The sequence below is a fragment of the Lelliottia jeotgali genome (assembly GCF_977070485.1).
Genome location: NZ_CDRVFO010000021.1, coordinates 21,234 through 38,566, shown reverse-complemented (window position 1 = coordinate 38,566; position 17,333 = coordinate 21,234). Strand labels below are relative to the sequence as shown.

General features: G+C 61.8%; 21 protein-coding genes and 1 other RNA gene. 14 read left to right on the top strand and 8 right to left on the bottom strand.

All coding sequences use genetic code 11. The annotated features are described in order from the left end of the window. Positions 1 to 139: 139 nt before the first annotated feature. Complete coding sequence (gene recN, locus ACW4TB_RS23930) at positions 140 to 1,813, top strand: DNA repair protein RecN (RefSeq protein ID WP_279933639.1); 1,674 nt, start codon at positions 140 to 142, stop codon at positions 1,811 to 1,813. A gap of 112 nt (positions 1,814 to 1,925) precedes the next feature. Here recN and fur read toward each other — a convergent pair whose 3' ends face one another. Next, positions 1,926 to 2,330, bottom strand: a complete 405-nt coding sequence (gene fur, locus ACW4TB_RS23925; protein WP_008096237.1) for a ferric iron uptake transcriptional regulator — start codon at positions 2,328 to 2,330, stop codon at positions 1,926 to 1,928. Between the two features lie 97 nt (positions 2,331 to 2,427). Between fur and ACW4TB_RS23920 the strand changes: the two genes are divergently transcribed. Beyond that, a complete protein-coding gene (locus ACW4TB_RS23920) occupies positions 2,428 to 2,964 on the top strand; it encodes an outer membrane protein assembly factor BamE (RefSeq protein WP_279933638.1) in 537 nt (178 codons plus the stop codon). Positions 2,965 to 3,025: 61 nt separating this feature from the next. Here the strand turns inward: ACW4TB_RS23920 and ACW4TB_RS23915 are convergent, their stop codons facing one another. Next, a complete protein-coding gene (locus ACW4TB_RS23915; protein ID WP_012312635.1) occupies positions 3,026 to 3,460 on the bottom strand; it encodes a type II toxin-antitoxin system RatA family toxin in 435 nt (144 codons plus the stop codon). Between the two features lie 162 nt (positions 3,461 to 3,622). Here ACW4TB_RS23915 and smpB point away from each other — a divergent pair, with 162 nt between their 5' ends. Beyond that, positions 3,623 to 4,105, top strand: coding sequence for an SsrA-binding protein SmpB (smpB, locus tag ACW4TB_RS23910; RefSeq protein ID WP_012312633.1), 483 nt, complete (start codon positions 3,623 to 3,625; stop codon positions 4,103 to 4,105). A 175-nt stretch (positions 4,106 to 4,280) separates the two neighbouring features. Here smpB and ACW4TB_RS23905 read toward each other — a convergent pair whose 3' ends face one another. Then, entirely contained in the window at positions 4,281 to 5,048 is a 768-nt protein-coding gene (locus ACW4TB_RS23905) for an FCD domain-containing protein (protein WP_012312632.1), read from the bottom strand. 256 nt (positions 5,049 to 5,304) lie between these two features. On the opposite strand from ACW4TB_RS23905, the gene ACW4TB_RS23900 reads away from it, so the two are divergent. From ACW4TB_RS23900 to ACW4TB_RS23850, 11 genes are all read left to right on the top strand, one after another. Then, positions 5,305 to 6,975, top strand: coding sequence for a lactate permease LctP family transporter (locus tag ACW4TB_RS23900; RefSeq protein ID WP_279933637.1), 1,671 nt, complete (start codon positions 5,305 to 5,307; stop codon positions 6,973 to 6,975). 63 nt (positions 6,976 to 7,038) lie between these two features. Then, the gene (gene lldD / locus ACW4TB_RS23895) at positions 7,039 to 8,184 is read left to right on the top strand and encodes an FMN-dependent L-lactate dehydrogenase LldD (RefSeq protein WP_251962020.1); all 1,146 of its coding nucleotides are present in this window, start codon (positions 7,039 to 7,041) and stop codon (positions 8,182 to 8,184) included. 73 nt (positions 8,185 to 8,257) lie between these two features. Next, a complete protein-coding gene (locus ACW4TB_RS23890; protein WP_279933636.1) occupies positions 8,258 to 11,068 on the top strand; it encodes an FAD-binding and (Fe-S)-binding domain-containing protein in 2,811 nt (936 codons plus the stop codon). A 673-nt stretch (positions 11,069 to 11,741) separates the two neighbouring features. Continuing rightward, a complete protein-coding gene (locus tag ACW4TB_RS23885) occupies positions 11,742 to 12,011 on the top strand; it encodes a hypothetical protein (RefSeq protein WP_012312628.1) in 270 nt (89 codons plus the stop codon). Between the two features lie 4 nt (positions 12,012 to 12,015). Next, positions 12,016 to 12,264, top strand: a complete 249-nt coding sequence (locus ACW4TB_RS23880; RefSeq protein WP_012312626.1) for a DUF3077 domain-containing protein — start codon at positions 12,016 to 12,018, stop codon at positions 12,262 to 12,264. 391 nt (positions 12,265 to 12,655) lie between these two features. Then, positions 12,656 to 12,925 (top strand): hypothetical protein, encoded by a 270-nt coding sequence (locus ACW4TB_RS23875; protein ID WP_115273537.1) that lies wholly within the window; start codon positions 12,656 to 12,658, stop codon positions 12,923 to 12,925. Positions 12,926 to 12,929: 4 nt separating this feature from the next. Next, complete coding sequence (locus tag ACW4TB_RS23870; protein WP_012312626.1) at positions 12,930 to 13,178, top strand: DUF3077 domain-containing protein; 249 nt, start codon at positions 12,930 to 12,932, stop codon at positions 13,176 to 13,178. Positions 13,179 to 13,328: 150 nt separating this feature from the next. Next, positions 13,329 to 13,622, top strand: coding sequence for a hypothetical protein (locus ACW4TB_RS23865; protein ID WP_279932467.1), 294 nt, complete (start codon positions 13,329 to 13,331; stop codon positions 13,620 to 13,622). 99 nt (positions 13,623 to 13,721) lie between these two features. After that, positions 13,722 to 14,113, top strand: a transfer-messenger RNA (tmRNA) gene (gene ssrA / locus ACW4TB_RS23860). 158 nt (positions 14,114 to 14,271) lie between these two features. Continuing rightward, a complete protein-coding gene (locus ACW4TB_RS23855) occupies positions 14,272 to 14,517 on the top strand; it encodes a toxin-antitoxin system TumE family protein (protein ID WP_455843092.1) in 246 nt (81 codons plus the stop codon). An 84-nt stretch (positions 14,518 to 14,601) separates the two neighbouring features. Continuing rightward, positions 14,602 to 14,967 (top strand): hypothetical protein, encoded by a 366-nt coding sequence (locus ACW4TB_RS23850; protein ID WP_455828589.1) that lies wholly within the window; start codon positions 14,602 to 14,604, stop codon positions 14,965 to 14,967. A 17-nt stretch (positions 14,968 to 14,984) separates the two neighbouring features. Here the strand turns inward: ACW4TB_RS23850 and ACW4TB_RS23845 are convergent, their stop codons facing one another. The 5 genes from ACW4TB_RS23845 to ACW4TB_RS23825 form a co-directional block, all read right to left on the bottom strand. Then, complete coding sequence (locus ACW4TB_RS23845; RefSeq protein ID WP_455843091.1) at positions 14,985 to 15,227, bottom strand: hypothetical protein; 243 nt, start codon at positions 15,225 to 15,227, stop codon at positions 14,985 to 14,987. A 95-nt stretch (positions 15,228 to 15,322) separates the two neighbouring features. Continuing rightward, positions 15,323 to 15,685, bottom strand: coding sequence for a hypothetical protein (locus ACW4TB_RS23840; protein WP_455828590.1), 363 nt, complete (start codon positions 15,683 to 15,685; stop codon positions 15,323 to 15,325). Further along, complete coding sequence (locus ACW4TB_RS23835) at positions 15,682 to 16,119, bottom strand: structural protein P5 (RefSeq protein ID WP_455828591.1); 438 nt, start codon at positions 16,117 to 16,119, stop codon at positions 15,682 to 15,684. Before ACW4TB_RS23835 ends, ACW4TB_RS23840 begins: the two co-directional genes overlap by 4 nt. Before the next feature lie 62 nt (positions 16,120 to 16,181). Then, positions 16,182 to 16,406, bottom strand: coding sequence for a hypothetical protein (locus ACW4TB_RS23830; protein WP_323616423.1), 225 nt, complete (start codon positions 16,404 to 16,406; stop codon positions 16,182 to 16,184). 23 nt (positions 16,407 to 16,429) lie between these two features. Further along, on the bottom strand, positions 16,430 to 17,281 hold the full coding sequence (locus ACW4TB_RS23825) for a hypothetical protein (protein WP_323616421.1): 852 nt from the start codon (positions 17,279 to 17,281) through the stop codon (positions 16,430 to 16,432). Between the last annotated feature and the right edge of the window lie 52 nt (positions 17,282 to 17,333).

The following is a 17,333-nucleotide window of genomic DNA, read 5'->3' as shown; positions in this document are numbered from 1 at the left end:
CGGCTATATGGGGCCGGAAAAATCAGCTTCAAGGGGCAAAGCGGTTTTCAGGTCGACGATGGAAACTGCGAGCAGGCATTGGCAGGCTCGAAAAAAGTACTGTATAAATAACCAGACCTGACTTCTCGGGAGCCGCCCCATGCTGGTGCATCTGTCCATTCACAACTACGCCATCGTCGAACACCTCGATCTCGAACTCGCCCGCGGCATGTCCGTCATCACCGGCGAGACCGGCGCAGGCAAATCGATCATGCTCGACGCCCTCGGCCTGGCCCTCGGTGATCGCGCCGACAGCGGCGTGGTGCGCCCTGGCGCGGACAAGGCGGACATCCTGGCCACCTTCGATCTGGTGGATATCCCCGAAGCGCACACATGGCTGGCCGAGCGCGACCTGGACGACGGCGGCCCGTGCATCCTGCGCCGTGTCATCACTGCCGAAGGCCGCAGCCGCGGTTACATAAACGGCACGCCCTGCCCACTGGGTGACCTGAAGGCGCTCGGGGAACTGCTGATCGACATCCACAGCCAGCACGAGCACCAGTCGCTGCTCAAGACCGACACCCACCGCCGCCTGCTCGACGAATATGCCGGCGCCATCGACCTGTCCCGCCAGGTCCAGCTCGCAGCCAAGCGCTGGAACCAGACCCGCCTGGAGCTCGAGCGCCTGTGCAACTCCGGCGATGAGCAGCGCGCCCGCCACCAGTTGCTCAGCTATCAGCTGGAAGAGCTCGACAACCTTGGCTTGGGTGAAAACGAACTGGAGCAGCTGGAGCAGGAACACAAGAACCTGACCAACGCCGAGGCCCTGTTCGGCATCTGCCGCCAGGTCATCGACCAATGCAGCGAAAGCGACTCAGGCAATGTGCTTGGCGCACTCACCTCCAGCCTCAATCGCCTGGGCGCCGCAGCCAACACCCCCAAGGCGCTGGGTGAAGCCGCAAACCTCATCGCCAGCGCACAGATCCAGATAGAAGAAGCCGTAGGCGAACTCAACCGCTTCCTCGACAATTTCGACGCCGACCCCATGCGCCTGCAGGCCCTGGAAGAGCGCCTCGACACCATCTACACCCTGGCGCGCAAACATCGCGTGCACCCGACCGAACTGCCCCACCTGCAGCAGCAGTTGATGGAGGAGCTGGAAGGCCTGAATGCCAGCGACGAATCCATAGAGCGCCTGGGCGAAGAACTGTCCGCCTATGCCAAGCACTATCAGGAAAGGGCGACCGAGCTGAGCGCCCTGCGCCAGCAGGCGGCCCAGCAGCTCGCCGTCGCGGTCGAACAGGAGATCCAGCGCCTGGGCATGCCTGGCGGGCGGTTCTGCATCGAACTCACACCCAACGAAAGCAGCGACCTGTCGCCACACGGCCTTGAGCAGATCGAGCTACTGGTCAGCGCCAACCCCGGGCAGCCGCTCAAAGGTTTGGCCAAGGTGGCCTCCGGCGGCGAACTGTCACGGATCAGCCTGGCGATCCAGGTCATCACGGCGCAAACCTCACGGATCCCGACACTGGTCTTCGATGAGGTTGACGTGGGTATCGGTGGCCCGACGGCCGAGATCGTCGGCCAACTGTTGCGCCGCCTCGGTGAGCGCGGCCAGGTGCTGACCGTCACCCACCTGCCTCAGGTCGCGGCGCAGGGGCATCATCATTTGTTCGTGCACAAGGTGCGCAACAGCGACACCACGCACACTGCCGTGGCCAGCCTTGGCAAGCGCGAGCGGGTCGAGGAAGTGGCGCGGATGCTGGGCGGGATCGACCTGACCAAGGAATCGCTGGCGCATGCACGCAAGATGGTGGTGTCCGGTAAGGTGTAATGCTGCCTGCACTGGCGTCATCGCCGACAGCTGGCTCCCGCAGCTACCCCTACAGCAGAAAGCACAAAGGCGACCCCAGGGTCGCCTTTGCTCTTCATAACGACCGCAATCGTTACTTTTTCTTACGCACGTAGAGGACCAGATTGTGGTCCACCAGCTCGTAGCCATGCTCGGCCACGATCTCTTTCTGGCGCCGCTCGATTTCGGCGTCCATGAATTCGATGACTTCACTGGTCTCCACGTTGACCATATGGTCGTGGTGACCGCCGTCCGCCAGCTCGAAAACTGCGTGACCGCCATCGAAGTTGTGCCGTACCACCAGCCCAGCAGCCTCGAACTGGGTGAGTACGCGATAAACGGTTGCCAGACCGACGTCCTCGCCAGCCTCCATCAGCGCCTTGTAGACATCCTCGGCGCTCATGTGACGTTGCTCGGTCGAGTCGAGCATCTGAAGGATCTTGACTCGAGGCAGTGTCACCTTGAGACCGGCTTTGCGCAATTCGCTATTTTCAACCATGGTCAGCTTTCTCGCCGATGCTGCTTCGCAGCTTCTCTTAATACGGGTATGATCGGGGTTTACGTTGTCCAGCCAAGATAGTGGAAGTCGCCCACCGATGCAAAACAACACCAAGCTCTTGCTAACCAGCCTCACCTTCGTGGGACTGCTCGCACTCGCCGGTTGCTCGTTTCCCGGGGTTTACAAAATCGACATCCAGCAGGGCAATGTCGTTACGCAAGACATGATAGACCAATTACGCCCCGGAATGACCCGCCGGCAAGTAAGGTTTATCATGGGCAACCCTCTGCTCCAGGATACTTTCAACACCAATCGTTGGGATTACCTGTACAGCCTGCAACCTGGTGGCGGTCAACGCCAGCAGGAGCGCATGAGCATCTTCTTCAACGACAGCGACCAACTGGTCAGCCTGTCGGGCGACTTCATGCCAGGCGTGAGCCGCGACCAGGAAATCCTGGGCGGCAGCAGCGATACGACTGTCAGCCCGGCCACCCAGCCAGGCCAGCCTGCGTCGCAACCGGAAGAGCAGCCGGCCAAGCCAGGCTCGGTGGAAGAATCCATCCAGCGCGAGATCGACACCATCGAGACCACACCGGTGCCGACACCTGCCCCGCTGGATACCTCGCCGCAGTAAATGCAGGCGTAAAAAAGCCCGGATCAGTCCGGGCTTTTTTGTGCCTGATGACTTGGCAGCATCACGTATTGAGCTGTTTGGCACGCTGGCAGAACGCATCCACCAGCGTGTTGGCGGCCTGATTGAACAGCGGCCCCAAGGTCGCCCGCACAATCGGCCCGGCATAATCGAAGGACAGGTCCAGGCTGATCTTGCAGGCTTTTTCACCCAGCGCCTTGAATACCCACACGCCATGCAACTGGGTGAACGGCCCTTCCTCCAGGTTCATCTCGATGGACTGCCCCGGCACCAGCACATTGCGGGTCACGAACTGCTGGCTCATGCCACCTTTGGCCACCTCCAGCTTGGCGCGCATGTGCGTGTCACTGGCTTCGAGCACAGTCGAGGCCGAGCACCAAGGCAGGAACTGCGGGTAGCTGGCTACATCATTGACCAGGTCGTACAGCGCCTGGGCAGGGTACGGCAGCAGGGCGGAGCGTTGAATATGGGTAGTCATCCAGGCGTCACTTCCAAGGCTGGGTGGCGGGCTTCGCAGCGTGCCAAAAACAGGTTCTGTGCGTAAGACAGGGCCTGTATTGTCCGGTATTCATTGCGGTGGCTCAAGCGCACCTAAATCCCGTAGCCGACCACGCGGTGACTTGCCTATAATGCCGCCCCTATGGCTAAACAAAAGAAACATCCGACCGGGACCATCGCGCAAAACAAAAAGGCGCGACACGATTACTTCATCGAGCACAAGTTCGAGGCCGGGCTGGTCCTGTCCGGTTGGGAAGTAAAAAGCCTGCGGGCCGGCAAGGCGCACCTGACCGACAGCTACGTGCTGCTCAAGGATGGCGAAGCCTGGCTGTTCGGCAGCCACATCACCCCGCTGACCACTGCCAGCACCCACGTCATCGCCGACCCTATCCGCTCGCGCAAGCTGCTGCTGAACAAGCGTGAGCTGGAGCGTGTGGAAGCTGCGGTGGCGCAGAAGGGCTACACCTGTGTGGCCCTGGCGCTGTACTGGAGCAAGCACCTGATCAAGTGCGAGATTGCGCTTGGCAAGGGCAAGAAGGAATTCGACAAGCGCGACACCGTGCGCGAACGCGATTCCAACCGCGAGCTGCAGCGTGCGGTGCGGAACAAGGGCAAGGAAGACTAATTCCCGCCCTTGCGCGATCGCCGTAGGAGCGGCCTTGCCGGGGAGGCGGACCGGTCGGAACGGACTGCGCAGCAGTCCCAGGATATCTGTGGCGCCGCTGATATCCTGGGGCCGCTTTGCGGCCCTTTCGCGACGCAAGGCCGCTCCTACAGGGCGCGCATTCAGCAGCAACCGATCAGCGCCCGCTGCGCCGCTCTGCCCGCGCTACGCGCTGGGCTTCGTTCTGCGCCTCTTCCAGCACCTCCTGCACATACAGAATGTGCCGGCTGGACACCTCCCGCGCATCATCCGCCCTGCCCTCGACAATCGCCTGGTACAACTCACGGTGCTGGCTGATCAGCATGTCCCGCGTCTCGGTACGCTGCTGGTACATGCCCCCGATGTTGGTCACCACGTTGCGTTTGAGCAGGTCGAACAGCCCGCGAATGGTATGCAGCAGCACCGCATTGTGGCTGGCTTCGGCAATCGCCAGGTGGAATCGCGCATCCGCCGCGCCCTCCTCTGCACGCGTGACCTGGTCAGCCCGCGCATAACAGTCCTGCAGGGTGTCGAATGCAGCCTTGAGGCGCGCCCGATCTGGCTCGGTGGCGCGCTGGGCAGCGTAGTAGGCGCATGACGCCTCCAGGGTGTGACGGAACTCCAGCAAATCGCGCTGCGCCTCGGCGCTGTGCTCCAGCAGTTGCAGCAATGGGTCACTGAAGGTTGAACCGAGCGATTCGGCCACATAGTTACCGCCACCCTGCCGACTGACCAGCAGCCCCTTGGCCACCAGTTTCTGGATCGCCTCGCGCAGTGAGGGGCGCGACACACCGAACTGCTCGGCCAGGGCACGCTCGGCCGGCAGCCGCTGGCCTGAGGTCAGCGTGCCTTCGAGAATCATCCCTTCCAACCGATCGACGATGTCGTCGGACAGGCGCCGCTGGCGGACCTGATCAAAAACCATCACATGCTCTCCACAAACCCCCGGCAAAGTTCAGGGGGCGCCTATTCTCGCCGATCCACGCCACGCCGACACCCACCAGCCGACGTTTTTCCCATGCCATCAGCCGCCCGCTCATCGGCACACGACCAAAGTTTTGCACGGGACAAATTGACACACCCATGACAGCGCTTTTAACCTAGCGTCCAGCCATTGTAAATTGGTCTTACCAATTATCCAATGCCAGTGCCTGACCAACAACAATTAGGGGCTACCCCATATGCAAACCTGGCAACAACTCTATTCCCCGCTTGGTAGTCTTGGCCTGTCCGCACTGGCGGCGGTCATACCCATCGTGTTCTTCTTCCTGGCCCTCGCCGTGTTCCGCCTCAAAGGCCACGTCGCCGGCAGCATTACCCTTGGATTATCGATGCTGGTGGCGATCTTCGCCTTCCAGATGCCGGTCGACATGGCCCTTGCTGCCGCAGGCTATGGCTTCCTCTACGGCCTCTGGCCAATCGCCTGGATCATCGTAGCCGCGGTGTTCCTGTACAAACTCACGGTCAAGAGCGGCCAGTTCGAGGTGATCCGCAGCTCGGTACTGTCGATCACCGACGACCAGCGCCTGCAGGTGCTGCTGATCGGTTTCTGCTTCGGTGCCTTCCTCGAAGGCGCGGCCGGCTTCGGCGCACCGGTGGCAATCACTGCCGCGCTGCTGGTGGGCCTGGGCTTCAACCCACTGTACGCCGCCGGCCTGTGCCTGATCGCCAACACCGCCCCCGTGGCGTTCGGCGCCCTGGGCATCCCGATCATCGTCGCCGGCCAGGTCACGGGCATCGACGCCTTCCACATCGGCGCCATGACCGGCCGCCAGCTGCCTCTGCTGTCGTTGTTCGTGCCGTTCTGGCTGGTATTCATGATGGACGGCCTGCGCGGCGTCAAAGAAACCTGGCCTGCAGCCCTGGTGGCCGGCCTGAGCTTCGCCGTCACCCAGTACTTCACCTCCAACTTCATCGGCCCGGAACTGCCGGACATCACCTCGGCCCTGGCAAGCCTTGTCGCCCTGACCTTGTTCCTGAAGGTCTGGCAGCCCAAGCGCTCGTTCGCCGAAGCCAAAGGCAGCGTCGGCGCCGCCGTGGTCAGCAGCGGCGGCAGCCAGCCAAGCCCTTACAGCTTCGGTGAAATCTTCAAGGCCTGGTCGCCGTTCCTGATCCTCACCGTACTGGTCACCATCTGGACCCTGAAACCGTTCAAGGCGGCATTCGCCCCGGGCGGTGCGATGTACAACTTCGTGTTCAACTTCGCCATCCCGCACCTCGACCAGCTGGTGATCAAGACCGCGCCGATCGTCGCCGCGCCGACCGCCATGCCAGCGGTGTTCAAGCTCGACCCGATCTCCGCCACCGGTACGGCGATCTTCCTGTCCGCGCTGATCTCCATGGCCGTATTGAAGATCAACTTCAAAACTGGTCTTACCACTTTAAAGGAAACCTTCTGGGAACTGCGCTGGCCGATCCTGTCGATCGGCATGGTCCTGGCCTTCGCCTTCGTCACCAACTATTCGGGCATGTCTTCGACCATGGCCCTGGTACTGGCCGGCACCGGCGCCGCGTTCCCGTTCTTCTCGCCGTTCCTGGGCTGGCTGGGTGTGTTCCTCACAGGCTCCGACACCTCGTCCAATGCCCTGTTCGGTTCGCTGCAGGCCACCACCGCCCACCAGATCGGGGTCAGCGACACCCTGCTGGTAGCGGCCAACACCAGCGGCGGCGTGACCGGCAAGATGATCTCGCCGCAGTCGATCGCCGTGGCCTGCGCAGCCACCGGCCTGGTCGGCAAGGAGTCCGACCTGTTCCGCTTCACCGTCAAGCACAGCCTGTTCTTCGCCACCATTGTCGGCCTGATCACCTTGGTTCAGGCCTACTGGCTGACCGGCATGCTGGTCCATCACTAAAGTGAAAGGGGCCGGGCGCCACCGAGCGCCCGGCATCTCCTTCAACCCACGCTGCGAGAATCCATGATCATTTCCGCCTCCACCGACTATCGCGCCGCGGCCCAACGCAAGCTGCCCCCCTTCCTCTTCCACTATGCCGACGGCGGCGCGTACGCAGAGCACACCCTGCGCCACAACGTCTCGGACCTGGCCGGCATTGCCCTGCGCCAGCGGGTGCTGAAGAACATGTCCGAGCTGAGCCTGGAAACCCGGCTGTTCGACGAAACCTTGAGCATGCCCGTGGCCCTCGCCCCGGTCGGCCTCACCGGTATGTATGCCCGCCGCGGCGAAGTGCAGGCAGCCCGTGCGGCAGCCGCCCATGGCATCCCCTTCACCATGTCTACCGTGTCGGTCTGCCCGATCGAAGAAGTGGCGCCAGCCATCGACCGGCCGATGTGGTTCCAGCTGTATGTGCTCAAAGACCGCGGCTTCATGCGCAACGCGCTGGAGCGGGCCAAGGCCGCCGGGGTCAAAACCCTGGTGTTCACCGTCGACATGCCGGTGCCAGGCGCCCGTTACCGTGATGCCCACTCCGGCATGAGCGGTGCCAACGGGCCAATGCGCCGCGTGTTGCAGGCCATGACCCACCCCGAATGGGCCTGGGACGTTGGCGTGATGGGCCGCCCGCACGACCTGGGCAACATCTCCAAATACCGCGGCAACCCAACCGGCCTTGCCGACTACATCGGCTGGCTGGGTAACAACTTCGACCCGTCGATTTCGTGGAAGGACCTGGAATGGATCCGCGAGTTCTGGGACGGCCCGATGATCATCAAAGGCATCCTCGACGCCGACGACGCACGTGACGCGGTCAAGTTCGGTGCCGACGGCATCGTCGTCTCCAACCACGGCGGCCGCCAGCTCGACGGCGTGCTGTCCAGCGCCCGTGCGTTGCCAGCGATCGCCGACGCAGTGAAAGGCGACCTGAAAATCCTCGCCGACTCCGGCATCCGCAGCGGCCTCGATGTAGTGCGCATGATCGCCCTGGGCGCAGACACCGTGCTCATCGGTCGCGCCTTCCTCTGGGCCCTAGCCGTGCATGGCCAGGCCGGGGTGAAGAACCTGCTCGAACTGTTCGAAAAGGAAATGCGCGTGGCCATGGTGCTCACGGGCGCCAAGGCGATCAGCGAGATCAGCCGCGACTCGCTGGTACGCGAACTGGGCGCTTGAGCGCCTGCAAAAACACCGCCTGTACAACCGGGCATGCGGCGCGCCAGACGCCGTGGCCCGGTGAGGAGATAGCATGAGCCTGCCCGCCGCATTCCTGCGTGATGCCGAGCGCCTGATACCCGCCGATCGCCGTTTCGACGACGCCACGTCCACCCTGGCCTTTGGCACCGACGCCAGTTTCTACCGGCTGATCCCCAAGCTGGTCGTGCGCGTGGAGTCGGAAGACGAAGTGGTCGGGCTGCTGCAACTGGCCCAGCGCGAGCGCGTGCCGGTGACCTTCCGCGCCGCGGGCACCAGCCTGTCCGGCCAGGCTATCAGTGACTCGGTGCTGATCGTGCTCGGCGATAACTGGGGCAGCAAGGAGATCCGTGGCCAGGGCGAACAGATCCGCCTGCAACCCGGGGTTATCGGTGCCCAGGCCAACGCCTGGCTAGCCCCTTACGGGCGCAAGATCGGCCCGGACCCGGCCTCGATCAATGCCTGCAAGATCGGCGGCATCGTTGCCAACAACGCCAGCGGCATGTGCTGCGGCACCGCGCAGAACACCTACCACACTTTGGCCGGCCTACGCCTGGTGCTGGCTGACGGCACGCGCCTGGATAGCGAAGACCCGGCCAGCGTTGCCGCCTTTGAAAACAGCCACGCCGACCTGCTCGAAGCGCTGGCCCGGCTTGGCCGCGAAACCCGCGCCAACACCGCACTGGCAGAGCGCATCCGGCACAAGTACCGGCTGAAGAACACCACCGGCCTGTCGCTCAACGCCCTGGTGGATTACGACAAGCCGCTGGATATCCTCCAGCATTTGCTGGTTGGGTCTGAAGGTACGCTGGGCTTCATCAGCGCCGTCACCTACGACACCGTGCCCGATCACCCGCACAAGGCCAGCGCGCTGCTGGTGTTCCCCAGCGTGGAAAGCTGCTGCCGCGCGGTGACCGTGCTCAAGCGCCAGCCGGTCTCCGCCGTGGAGCTGCTCGACCGCCGCAGCCTGCGTTCGGTGCAAAACATGCCGGGCATGCCGCTGTGGGTAAAAGGCCTGTCGGACAACGCCTGCGCGCTGCTGATCGAGTCCCGGGCCGCCAGCCAGAGCCTGCTGCACGAACAACTGCAACAGGTCATGGCCTCTATCGCCGAATACCCGCTGGAACAGAAAGTCGACTTCAGCGAAGACCCGGCGGTGTACAACCAGCTGTGGAAGATCCGCAAGGACACCTTCCCCGCCGTCGGCGCCGTGCGCCAGACCGGCACCACGGTGATCATCGAAGACGTCACCTTCCCCGTCGAGCAACTGGCCGAAGGCGTCAACCGCCTGATCCAGCTGTTCGACAAGCACCACTACGACGAAGCGATCATTTTCGGCCATGCGCTGGAGGGCAACCTGCACTTTGTCTTCACCCAGGGTTTCAACAGCGCGCAAGAAGTCGCGCGCTACCAGGCTTTCATGGATGACGTGGCGCAACTGGTGGCCGTGGAGTTCGGCGGCTCGCTCAAGGCCGAGCACGGCACCGGCCGCAACATGGCGCCGTTCGTGGAGCTGGAGTGGGGGCATGACGCCTATCAGCTGATGTGGACGCTCAAGCGCCTGCTCGACCCCAACGGCATCCTCAACCCCGACGTGGTGTTGAGCGAAGACCCGGACATTCACCTGAAAAACCTCAAGCCCCTGCCTGCCGCCGACGAGATCGTCGACAAATGCATCGAGTGCGGCTTCTGCGAGCCGGTCTGCCCCTCCAAAGGCCTGACCCTCAGCCCACGCCAGCGCATCGTCATGTGGCGTGACATTCAGGCGAAAAAACGCGCCGGCATCGATACCCGCGCACTGCTGCAGACTTACCAGTACCAAGGCATCGACACCTGCGCCGCCACCGGCCTGTGCGCCCAGCGCTGCCCGGTGGGCATCAATACCGGCGAGCTGGTGAAGAAGTTGCGCAGCCAGGCCGCCGAGCATGCAAAGACCGCCGACTGGCTGGCCGAGCACTTCCCTACTGCACTGGGTGGCGCCCGCCTGACCCTGACCGCCGCCAACACCGCCCGCAAGCTGCTCGGCGCCCCGCGCCTGGGCCGCCTGAGTGCGTCGTTGAGCAAGGCCAGCAACGGCCGCCTGCCGCAATGGTCCCCCGCCATGCCGCAGCCGTTGCGCAGCATCGATTTCGGCCCGGCGAGCAACGATGCCCGGCCACGGGTGGTGTACCTGGCGGCTTGCGTGTCACGGGTGATGGGCCCGGCCTATGCCGACCGCGAGCAAAGCTCACTAATGGACAAGACCCGGGCCCTGCTGGAAAAGGCCGGTTACCAGGTGGTGTTCCCCGGCAACGCCGACAGCTTGTGCTGCGGGCAGCCGTTCGCGTCCAAAGGTTACCCCGAGCAAGCGGAGCACAAGCGCCAGGAGCTCATCAACGCGCTGCTGCACGCCAGCCGCGGCGGCCTCGACCCCATCTACTGCGACACCAGCCCGTGCACCCTGCGCCTGGTGCAGGACCTGGGCGACACCCGCCTGGACCTGTACGACCCGGTGCGCTTCATCCGCACCCACCTGATGGACAAGCTGGAGTTCACCCCACAAAACGAGCCGGTGGCGGTGCACGTGACCTGCAGCACCCAGCACCTGGGTGAAAGCCAGGCGCTGATCGACCTGGCGCGGCGCTGCAGCACGCAAGTGGTGATCCCGGAAGGGATTCACTGTTGCGGGTTTGCCGGTGACAAGGGCTTTACCACACCAGAGCTCAATGCCCACTCACTGCGCAGCCTTAAGGACGCAGTGCAGTATTGCAGTGAAGGGATTTCCACCAGCCGGACCTGTGAGATCGGGTTGTCCAGCCACAGCGGAATCGATTACCACGGGTTGGTTTACCTGGTGGATCGCGTCACCCGCCCGCGTACGCTCTGATCTGTCCTCGATTCGCCGGCAAGCGCTGCCCCCGGTGGTAGCAACTGTCTTGCTCAACCTCTAAAAGCTGGCGCGATCCCTGTGGGAGCCGGCTTGCCGGCGATGGGCCGCAAAGCGGCCCCAGATGCTCGCTGGTCCCGTCGAGCGCGCTCGTGCTATTACAGCTCCGCTATGGGGGCTGCTGCGCAGCCCATCGCCGGCAAGCCGGCTCCCACCGCGGCCGCGCAGTTCTTCAGCCCTGCGCTTTACCTGTGTAAGCAACCGTCTTGCCCAATTTCTAAAAGCCGGCGCAATCCATGTGGGAGCCGGCTTGCCGGCGATCGAGGGCGCAGCCCTCGCCTACGCCCTCCACCCGTAAGACATTTCCTAACCTGCAACCAAATGCTTCTGGATTAAATGCTTTGGGATTTATCCTACGACCGCCGCTGCCGTTTCGCTGTTGTTGCTCACAACCATCAGGGCTAACTTCCCTGGGTCGTCATCTTTGACGATTTGGGTGTGAGAGCCCGCAAACTTCGGCAGTACTGCTATGGCAGCCGCAACGCGGGCAGGCTTCGGCCTGGCTGGCTTATGCCGATCTTTGCCGGTCTCTCACCCCGCGTTCGGCTGCCACCTTATTCTGTGAGAGGAAGACGAAGGGCAGCTCAAATCCAGCCACGATCGGATCTGCACCATGAAGAAAATCGTACCCGACCCACCCCGCTCCAAACTCCTCACCAACCCTTACTTCTCCATCCACACCGACATGCCCCCTCCAGACGCCCTGGCCCACGCCAGCGAACTGCTGCGCGGCGTCGCCGAAACCATCGACGAACACTGCCGCACCCACGCCGGCGAACCGGGCCTGAGCATGCTCAGCAACGCCGAGCACGCCTGCGAAACATCCAGAGCCCTGATCGAGCATGCCTTGACTGGCCTCTACAACGCGCAAAGGCAGAGGTGATTCAATGAACGACGCATTGAAAAACGTCACCACCGCCGGCAGGGAAACCTTCGACCTATTTCGCCTGCAACCGGGCGTGCCTTTCGAGCACGCCTTCAGCCAGCTGTCAGTACTGCTCGGCTGCATCCGCCACCTCACCACCGAAGCCGAAATGGAAAACGACCGCAAAGCCGGCAGCGCGGCGCGCATCCTGAGCGAGATGGCCAAGGCGCTGATCGACGACATCGAGCTTGGCCTGAACAAATCCCACTGATGCCACCCGGGCCGCGCTGCGGCCCAATTGCCGGCGATCGAGGGCACAGCCCTCACCTAAGCCCTCCACCCGTAAGACATTTCCTAACCTGCAACCAAATGCTTCTGGATTAAATGCTTTGGGATTTATCCTACGACCGCCGCTGCCGTTTCGCTGTTGTTGCTCACAACCATCAGGGCTAACTTCCCTGGGTCGTTTTCGAACGACAGGGTGTGAGAACCCCGTAAACATGACAGCAGCCTCGTAATGGCGGCCCTGCGTGGGCAGACCTCGGTCTGGCCGGATTTCCCATGTTTACCGGTTTCTCACCCCACGCATGGCTGCCACCCAATCCCGTGAGAAAGGATCGCGTAGGCAGCTCCTGTTGAGTAATCAAACTGGGATCTGCACCATGAAGAAAATCGTACCCGACCCACCCCGCTCCAAACTTCTCACCAACCCTTACTTCTCCATCCACAGCGACATGCCCCCTCCAGACGCCCTTGCCCACGCCAGCGAACTGCTGCGCGGCGTCGCCGAAACCATCGATGAACACTGCCGCACCCACGCCGGCGAACCGGGCCTGAGCATGCTCAGCAACGCCGAGCACGCCTGCGAAACATCCAGAGCCCTGATCGAGCATGCCTTGACTGGCCTCTACAACGCGCAAAGGCAGAGGTGATTCAATGAACGACGCGTTGAAAAACGTCACCACAGCCGGCAGGGAAACCTTCGACCTGTTTCGCCTGCAACCGGGCGTGCCTTTCGAGCACGCCTTCAGCCAGCTATCAGTACTGCTCGGTTGCATCCGCCACCTCACCACCGAAGCCGAAATGGAAAACGACCGCAAAGCCGGCAGCGCGGCGCGCATCCTGAGCGAGATGGCCAAGGCACTGATCGACGATATCGAGCTTGGGCTGAACAAATCCCACTGATGCCACCTGGGCCGCGCTGCGGCCCAATCAGCGGCAACACCCCGCCGCACACCATCATGTCGCCAAGCCAGCACCCCGATTGAACCCTCGGCAAACCCCAACAGTCCACCCTTACAGGCCCACCTTCCAGAGGCCTTCAAGGAGACACCCATGAAAGGTACCGCGCTTTCGGCCCTCTTCGCGGCCGCTACCCTCCTGGCTTCACCGGTGTTCGCTGCTGACGACCTGTGCACTATCAACCTGCAGAAGATCGACGACCAGATGGCCACCGCCGGCGCCACCTCCGAAGGCCTGGACAAGGCCATCACCGAACACGTCGACAAGGCCAAGGCCGCGCAGGCGTCGGGCGACACCAAAGAATGCATCGCCATTTCCACCAAAGTGCTCGAACGCCTGGAAAAAACCGAGAAGGGTGGCGGCTCGGCCGGTGGCAGCGGTAGCTAAGCTTTGAGCGGGCGGCAAGAAGCGGCTGTCGACGCCGCCCGCGCAAAGGCGTATACTCAGCAGCACGTGCCGAAAGGTACGTCAGCTAGAGCTGAGTGTGGGGCCGATTAGGATTCGACGCCGGTAGCGAAACTCTAGGTGCATGCCGAGTTGGTAACAGAACTCGTAAATCCACTGTTGCAACTTTCTATAGTTGCCAATGACGAAAACTACGAGGGTTACGCTCTCGCTGCGTAAGCAGCTGAGCCCGCTCTCCTGGTAGCTTCGGCTCCAGCAATCATCAGGGGATGCCTGTAAACCCGAAATGATTGTCATACAGAACAGGATCGTCGTGTAGCACGTTGGGGGCAAAGCGACTAAAACTTACCCAACTCGTCCAAAGCACCCTGCCCGTCGGGCGGCTGCGGATTAACTCAATAGACACGGCTAAGCATGTAGTACCGACAGCGGAGTACTGGCGGACGGGGGTTCAAATCCCCCCGGCTCCACCAAATAATCCTTACAAATCAGGCACTTGGCGAATCTCGCAAGTGCCTTTTTTGTGCCCAAATGGGCTGTTTTGGCTCAGGAATGCCAGCTTAATGACAGCCTGGGGATGCGATGAGACTCGTCCGATGGACGCCTGGGACAGAATTCGAACGGATCGAAAATGGGGAAATCGAAAGGCAAGGCCGGCAAGAGCGCCACGAAAAAGATCTCCGAACGCTTCTCGATTTCCACAAAGCGTGGGAACGGTCAGATCAGAATTGAATATGTCATTGAAGAGTGCGGGAAGGTGCTCACGTACAGCATGGCATACATCAACCCCAGGGTTTATTCTGGAGACAACGGCAGAGTCGTGGGATACGACAACGCTCATGGCTACGACCACCGTCACTACATGGGGGGGGGTTGAGCCGGTCACGTTTGTCTCAATAGAAGACACCTTGGCCAAATTTCAGGCAGACTGGCAGCAGTATCTTGAAGAGAGGAAATCCAAATGACCAAGACTTTTCAGGTCGAGACCGAGGATGATTTCTTCGATCGTATGCGTTCCCTGGCCAAAAAAGTTGATAGACAAGAGTTTTTTGGTGAATACGAGAATTCAAGCTTCGAAGAACGGGATGAGATGAGTCACGCAGTGGCCAAGGCCTGTGCGGAAGCTATACCTACCGCTGAGGCCAAGGTCACTAAAAAGCTGGGTAGCGCCGGCCTGAGAGTCATGACAGGTAGGTTAGTACGTCGATTTGGTGGAGCTCTGACGACTCAGGCTGTAGCGACCGGGGCAGATGACGGATCTGTTTACGTCGTAACCTCAAAAAAAGGCCACTCCAGCAAAATCGTCATCAAAAGACATTCGAAGTAAACCTCCACTCGATCAGTTCACCTGCAGGCGGCGATTGCTGCGACCAGCTCGCGCTCATAGCCGATACGCTGCCTCCTTTCAGCCAGCAACGCCCGAATTTTCAGCTCTAGGCGGTCGGTCTTTCGCAGGCTGGCAGCTGCCCATGGCGGCACTGGCACCTCCGGCGCCCGGCACGGCACCTGCACTGGCACCTCGACACGCACGTACTGCACCTGCGGCTTGATGCTGCCAGCGCACCCGGAAATGGCCAGCGCCAGCACTATCCCGCTCCTACAGGCCAAGCCTCGCAACACGCGAGTTGCAGCTGAAAAAGCCCCATTCCCGCTCCTACAAGTTTTCGAGTCCGGCACCAGCTTCATAACCCAAGCTCCTTGTCGATGATCGAAGCACCGGCAGCGCATTGGTCGCCGCCGGTGTGCTCCTGCAGCAGCCGGTTGGCCGCAGCGTAGTCGAGATCTGCGCTGGCTTTTGCTTCACTCACCGCCCGCTCGGCGACGGCCTGACGAGAGTTCGCCGCCAGAACCAGGTCGCCCAGGGCCTTGCCCTGCTCCTGCGCCAGGCCGGCGAGGTTGTCGCGCGCGGCGGCGCACACGGCAAACTGGTCCTGGGCCGCGTTGAGAACCGGGCGGAAGTGGCTGATGGCGGCCCAGCCGCCCACCAACATGCCCGCCAGCATCAGCAGGCCGGCGCCGGCGAGGCGCAGCGCCCAGGCACTCATGAAAGCGCCCTACGCACGCCCTCGTCGATCACCTGGTCCTTGTAAGGATTGCCGCCGTTCTCGTGGATGATGATGCTGACCACCATCCCGCGCAGCGTGGCCGGGTCTTTGATGTTGATCGGGTCGGTGGTGCGCACGCCCAGGCGCTTGGCCACGGCGCCGGCGTAGGCCTGGGTGTCGTTCTCATTGCTCGGCGCCCAGCGGTTGATGGTTTCGAGCACGGTGTCTATGCCCTTCCCGCCCACGCCTGGCATACCGTCCTTGCCCCGGTAGTTGATCAGCAGTTTGCCCAGGGCGCGGATGCCATTCTCGGGGGTGTCGAATAGAGCGAAGCGCCCGCCCGGCTCCTTGCCGATCTGGCCCTGCCAGTCGTTGCGGGGGTTGAAATCGATGTTTCCGGGGTTGCGGTTGCGGACGCCGCGGGGTGTGGTCATAGGTTTTCTCCAGACAAAAAGAAGCCCGCACGAGGCGGGCCTGGGTGAACGATGGATGAGCGTCAGGCGGTAGGCGCTTCAGGCGCCGGCTCTGGCTCAACCGGGTCTTTCGCGGTCACGGTCACCTCGGCGCTGTAATCTTTCAGCACCTGGGCGGTGAAAACTTGGGCGGCCGGGAACTGGCTCAGGATCTCCCGTGCCCGGACATCGGCTTCTTCTTGAGTGGCGTATCGTGTGTTGTTGGCAACGTCGTAGGCATTGCTCATGTTTACGGCGACATATGGCATAGGTATTTTCTCGCTCATTTCAATTATCTAAATGGGAATGGATAGTCAGTCGCTCGAATTACAAGCGCCTGGGGTTGCCGATCCGTTGGAATATCGAACCAGATCGTACTGTTGTTGCTGAATATCGTGGATGTCGTTGCAACTGCGGGACTGAAGAAGAATCGGACGCCTCCAGATGAGCCGCCACACCCTTCACTTGCGCCCAGTTGGGTGCTGCCACTGAAGTCCCTTCCATGGATAACTCCGGCACTTCGCGAGAAAGTTAGGCAGGCGGCAAGTTCTCCAGCAACTACAGGAACATAGGCAGCACCCTTTACCTGCGCAAAATCGCCGGTCGACCACTCTCGACCAGACGCCTCATTAGCGCCACCAACATAGGGCGTCCAGCGCTGATCAGTGTTTCCAGCAATAGGCGCGCTAATGGCCGGAGGGTTGACTGTTGCGATGATATTGAGAGGCGGCATACCAGTGGTAAAGCTGATCCGTCCGGTGGCGTCGTAGCACTCCATTCCGCTCCGCTCACCAACATCACGCATCAGGTCGAACACGAACGCCTTGGTGTTTGGCGTGCAGCCCTGGAAAAACAATGTTCGAACGTTACCGCTCACCGATTCACCACAGGGCTTTCCGTCACCCACCAAGAACACAATGGGTGATACCGCGTCGGTGATAGTGATGCCGCAGATAGGGTCGAGCAGCTGCAGGTAGGAGTAGCTGCCCTCCTCGTTCGGGGGCAGGTTCGCCGAGCGGATGAAGTACCGGCCCCACCTGTCCACCAGGTTCAGGTAGCCGCTCTTGAGCAGACCGTAGCTGATATGATCGATGTCAAATAAGAGAGTGCCGTCCTCCTTGAAAGCTTGGAATCCAACAGGCATCACGCCTCCTAGTAATACCCGTAGTAGATCCGGCAGTTGGCAGAGAACTGCC

What these genes read in the sequence shown, in the direction of transcription:
- ACW4TB_RS23890 (WP_279933636.1), top strand. Translation starts at nt 8,258, where the DNA reads ATGAGCCTGCCCGCCGCATTCCTGCGTGATGCCGAGCGCCTGATACCC.
- fur (WP_008096237.1), bottom strand. Translation starts at nt 2,330, where the DNA reads ATGGTTGAAAATAGCGAATTGCGCAAAGCCGGTCTCAAGGTGACACTG.
- ACW4TB_RS23900 (WP_279933637.1), top strand. Translation starts at nt 5,305, where the DNA reads ATGCAAACCTGGCAACAACTCTATTCCCCGCTTGGTAGTCTTGGCCTG.
- ACW4TB_RS23905 (WP_012312632.1), bottom strand. Translation starts at nt 5,048, where the DNA reads ATGGTTTTTGATCAGGTCCGCCAGCGGCGCCTGTCCGACGACATCGTC.
- ACW4TB_RS23840 (WP_455828590.1), bottom strand. Translation starts at nt 15,685, where the DNA reads ATGAGTGCCTGGGCGCTGCGCCTCGCCGGCGCCGGCCTGCTGATGCTG.
- ACW4TB_RS23885 (WP_012312628.1), top strand. Translation starts at nt 11,742, where the DNA reads ATGAAGAAAATCGTACCCGACCCACCCCGCTCCAAACTCCTCACCAAC.
- ACW4TB_RS23920 (WP_279933638.1), top strand. Translation starts at nt 2,428, where the DNA reads ATGCAAAACAACACCAAGCTCTTGCTAACCAGCCTCACCTTCGTGGGA.
- ACW4TB_RS23835 (WP_455828591.1), bottom strand. Translation starts at nt 16,119, where the DNA reads ATGACCACACCCCGCGGCGTCCGCAACCGCAACCCCGGAAACATCGAT.
- ACW4TB_RS23865 (WP_279932467.1), top strand. Translation starts at nt 13,329, where the DNA reads ATGAAAGGTACCGCGCTTTCGGCCCTCTTCGCGGCCGCTACCCTCCTG.
- ACW4TB_RS23830 (WP_323616423.1), bottom strand. Translation starts at nt 16,406, where the DNA reads ATGCCATATGTCGCCGTAAACATGAGCAATGCCTACGACGTTGCCAAC.
- recN (WP_279933639.1), top strand. Translation starts at nt 140, where the DNA reads ATGCTGGTGCATCTGTCCATTCACAACTACGCCATCGTCGAACACCTC.
- ACW4TB_RS23850 (WP_455828589.1), top strand. Translation starts at nt 14,602, where the DNA reads ATGACCAAGACTTTTCAGGTCGAGACCGAGGATGATTTCTTCGATCGT.
- ACW4TB_RS23915 (WP_012312635.1), bottom strand. Translation starts at nt 3,460, where the DNA reads ATGACTACCCATATTCAACGCTCCGCCCTGCTGCCGTACCCTGCCCAG.
- ACW4TB_RS23880 (WP_012312626.1), top strand. Translation starts at nt 12,016, where the DNA reads ATGAACGACGCATTGAAAAACGTCACCACCGCCGGCAGGGAAACCTTC.
- ACW4TB_RS23875 (WP_115273537.1), top strand. Translation starts at nt 12,656, where the DNA reads ATGAAGAAAATCGTACCCGACCCACCCCGCTCCAAACTTCTCACCAAC.
- ACW4TB_RS23825 (WP_323616421.1), bottom strand. Translation starts at nt 17,281, where the DNA reads ATGCCTGTTGGATTCCAAGCTTTCAAGGAGGACGGCACTCTCTTATTT.
- smpB (WP_012312633.1), top strand. Translation starts at nt 3,623, where the DNA reads ATGGCTAAACAAAAGAAACATCCGACCGGGACCATCGCGCAAAACAAA.
- ACW4TB_RS23870 (WP_012312626.1), top strand. Translation starts at nt 12,930, where the DNA reads ATGAACGACGCGTTGAAAAACGTCACCACAGCCGGCAGGGAAACCTTC.
- lldD (WP_251962020.1), top strand. Translation starts at nt 7,039, where the DNA reads ATGATCATTTCCGCCTCCACCGACTATCGCGCCGCGGCCCAACGCAAG.
- ACW4TB_RS23855 (WP_455843092.1), top strand. Translation starts at nt 14,272, where the DNA reads ATGGGGAAATCGAAAGGCAAGGCCGGCAAGAGCGCCACGAAAAAGATC.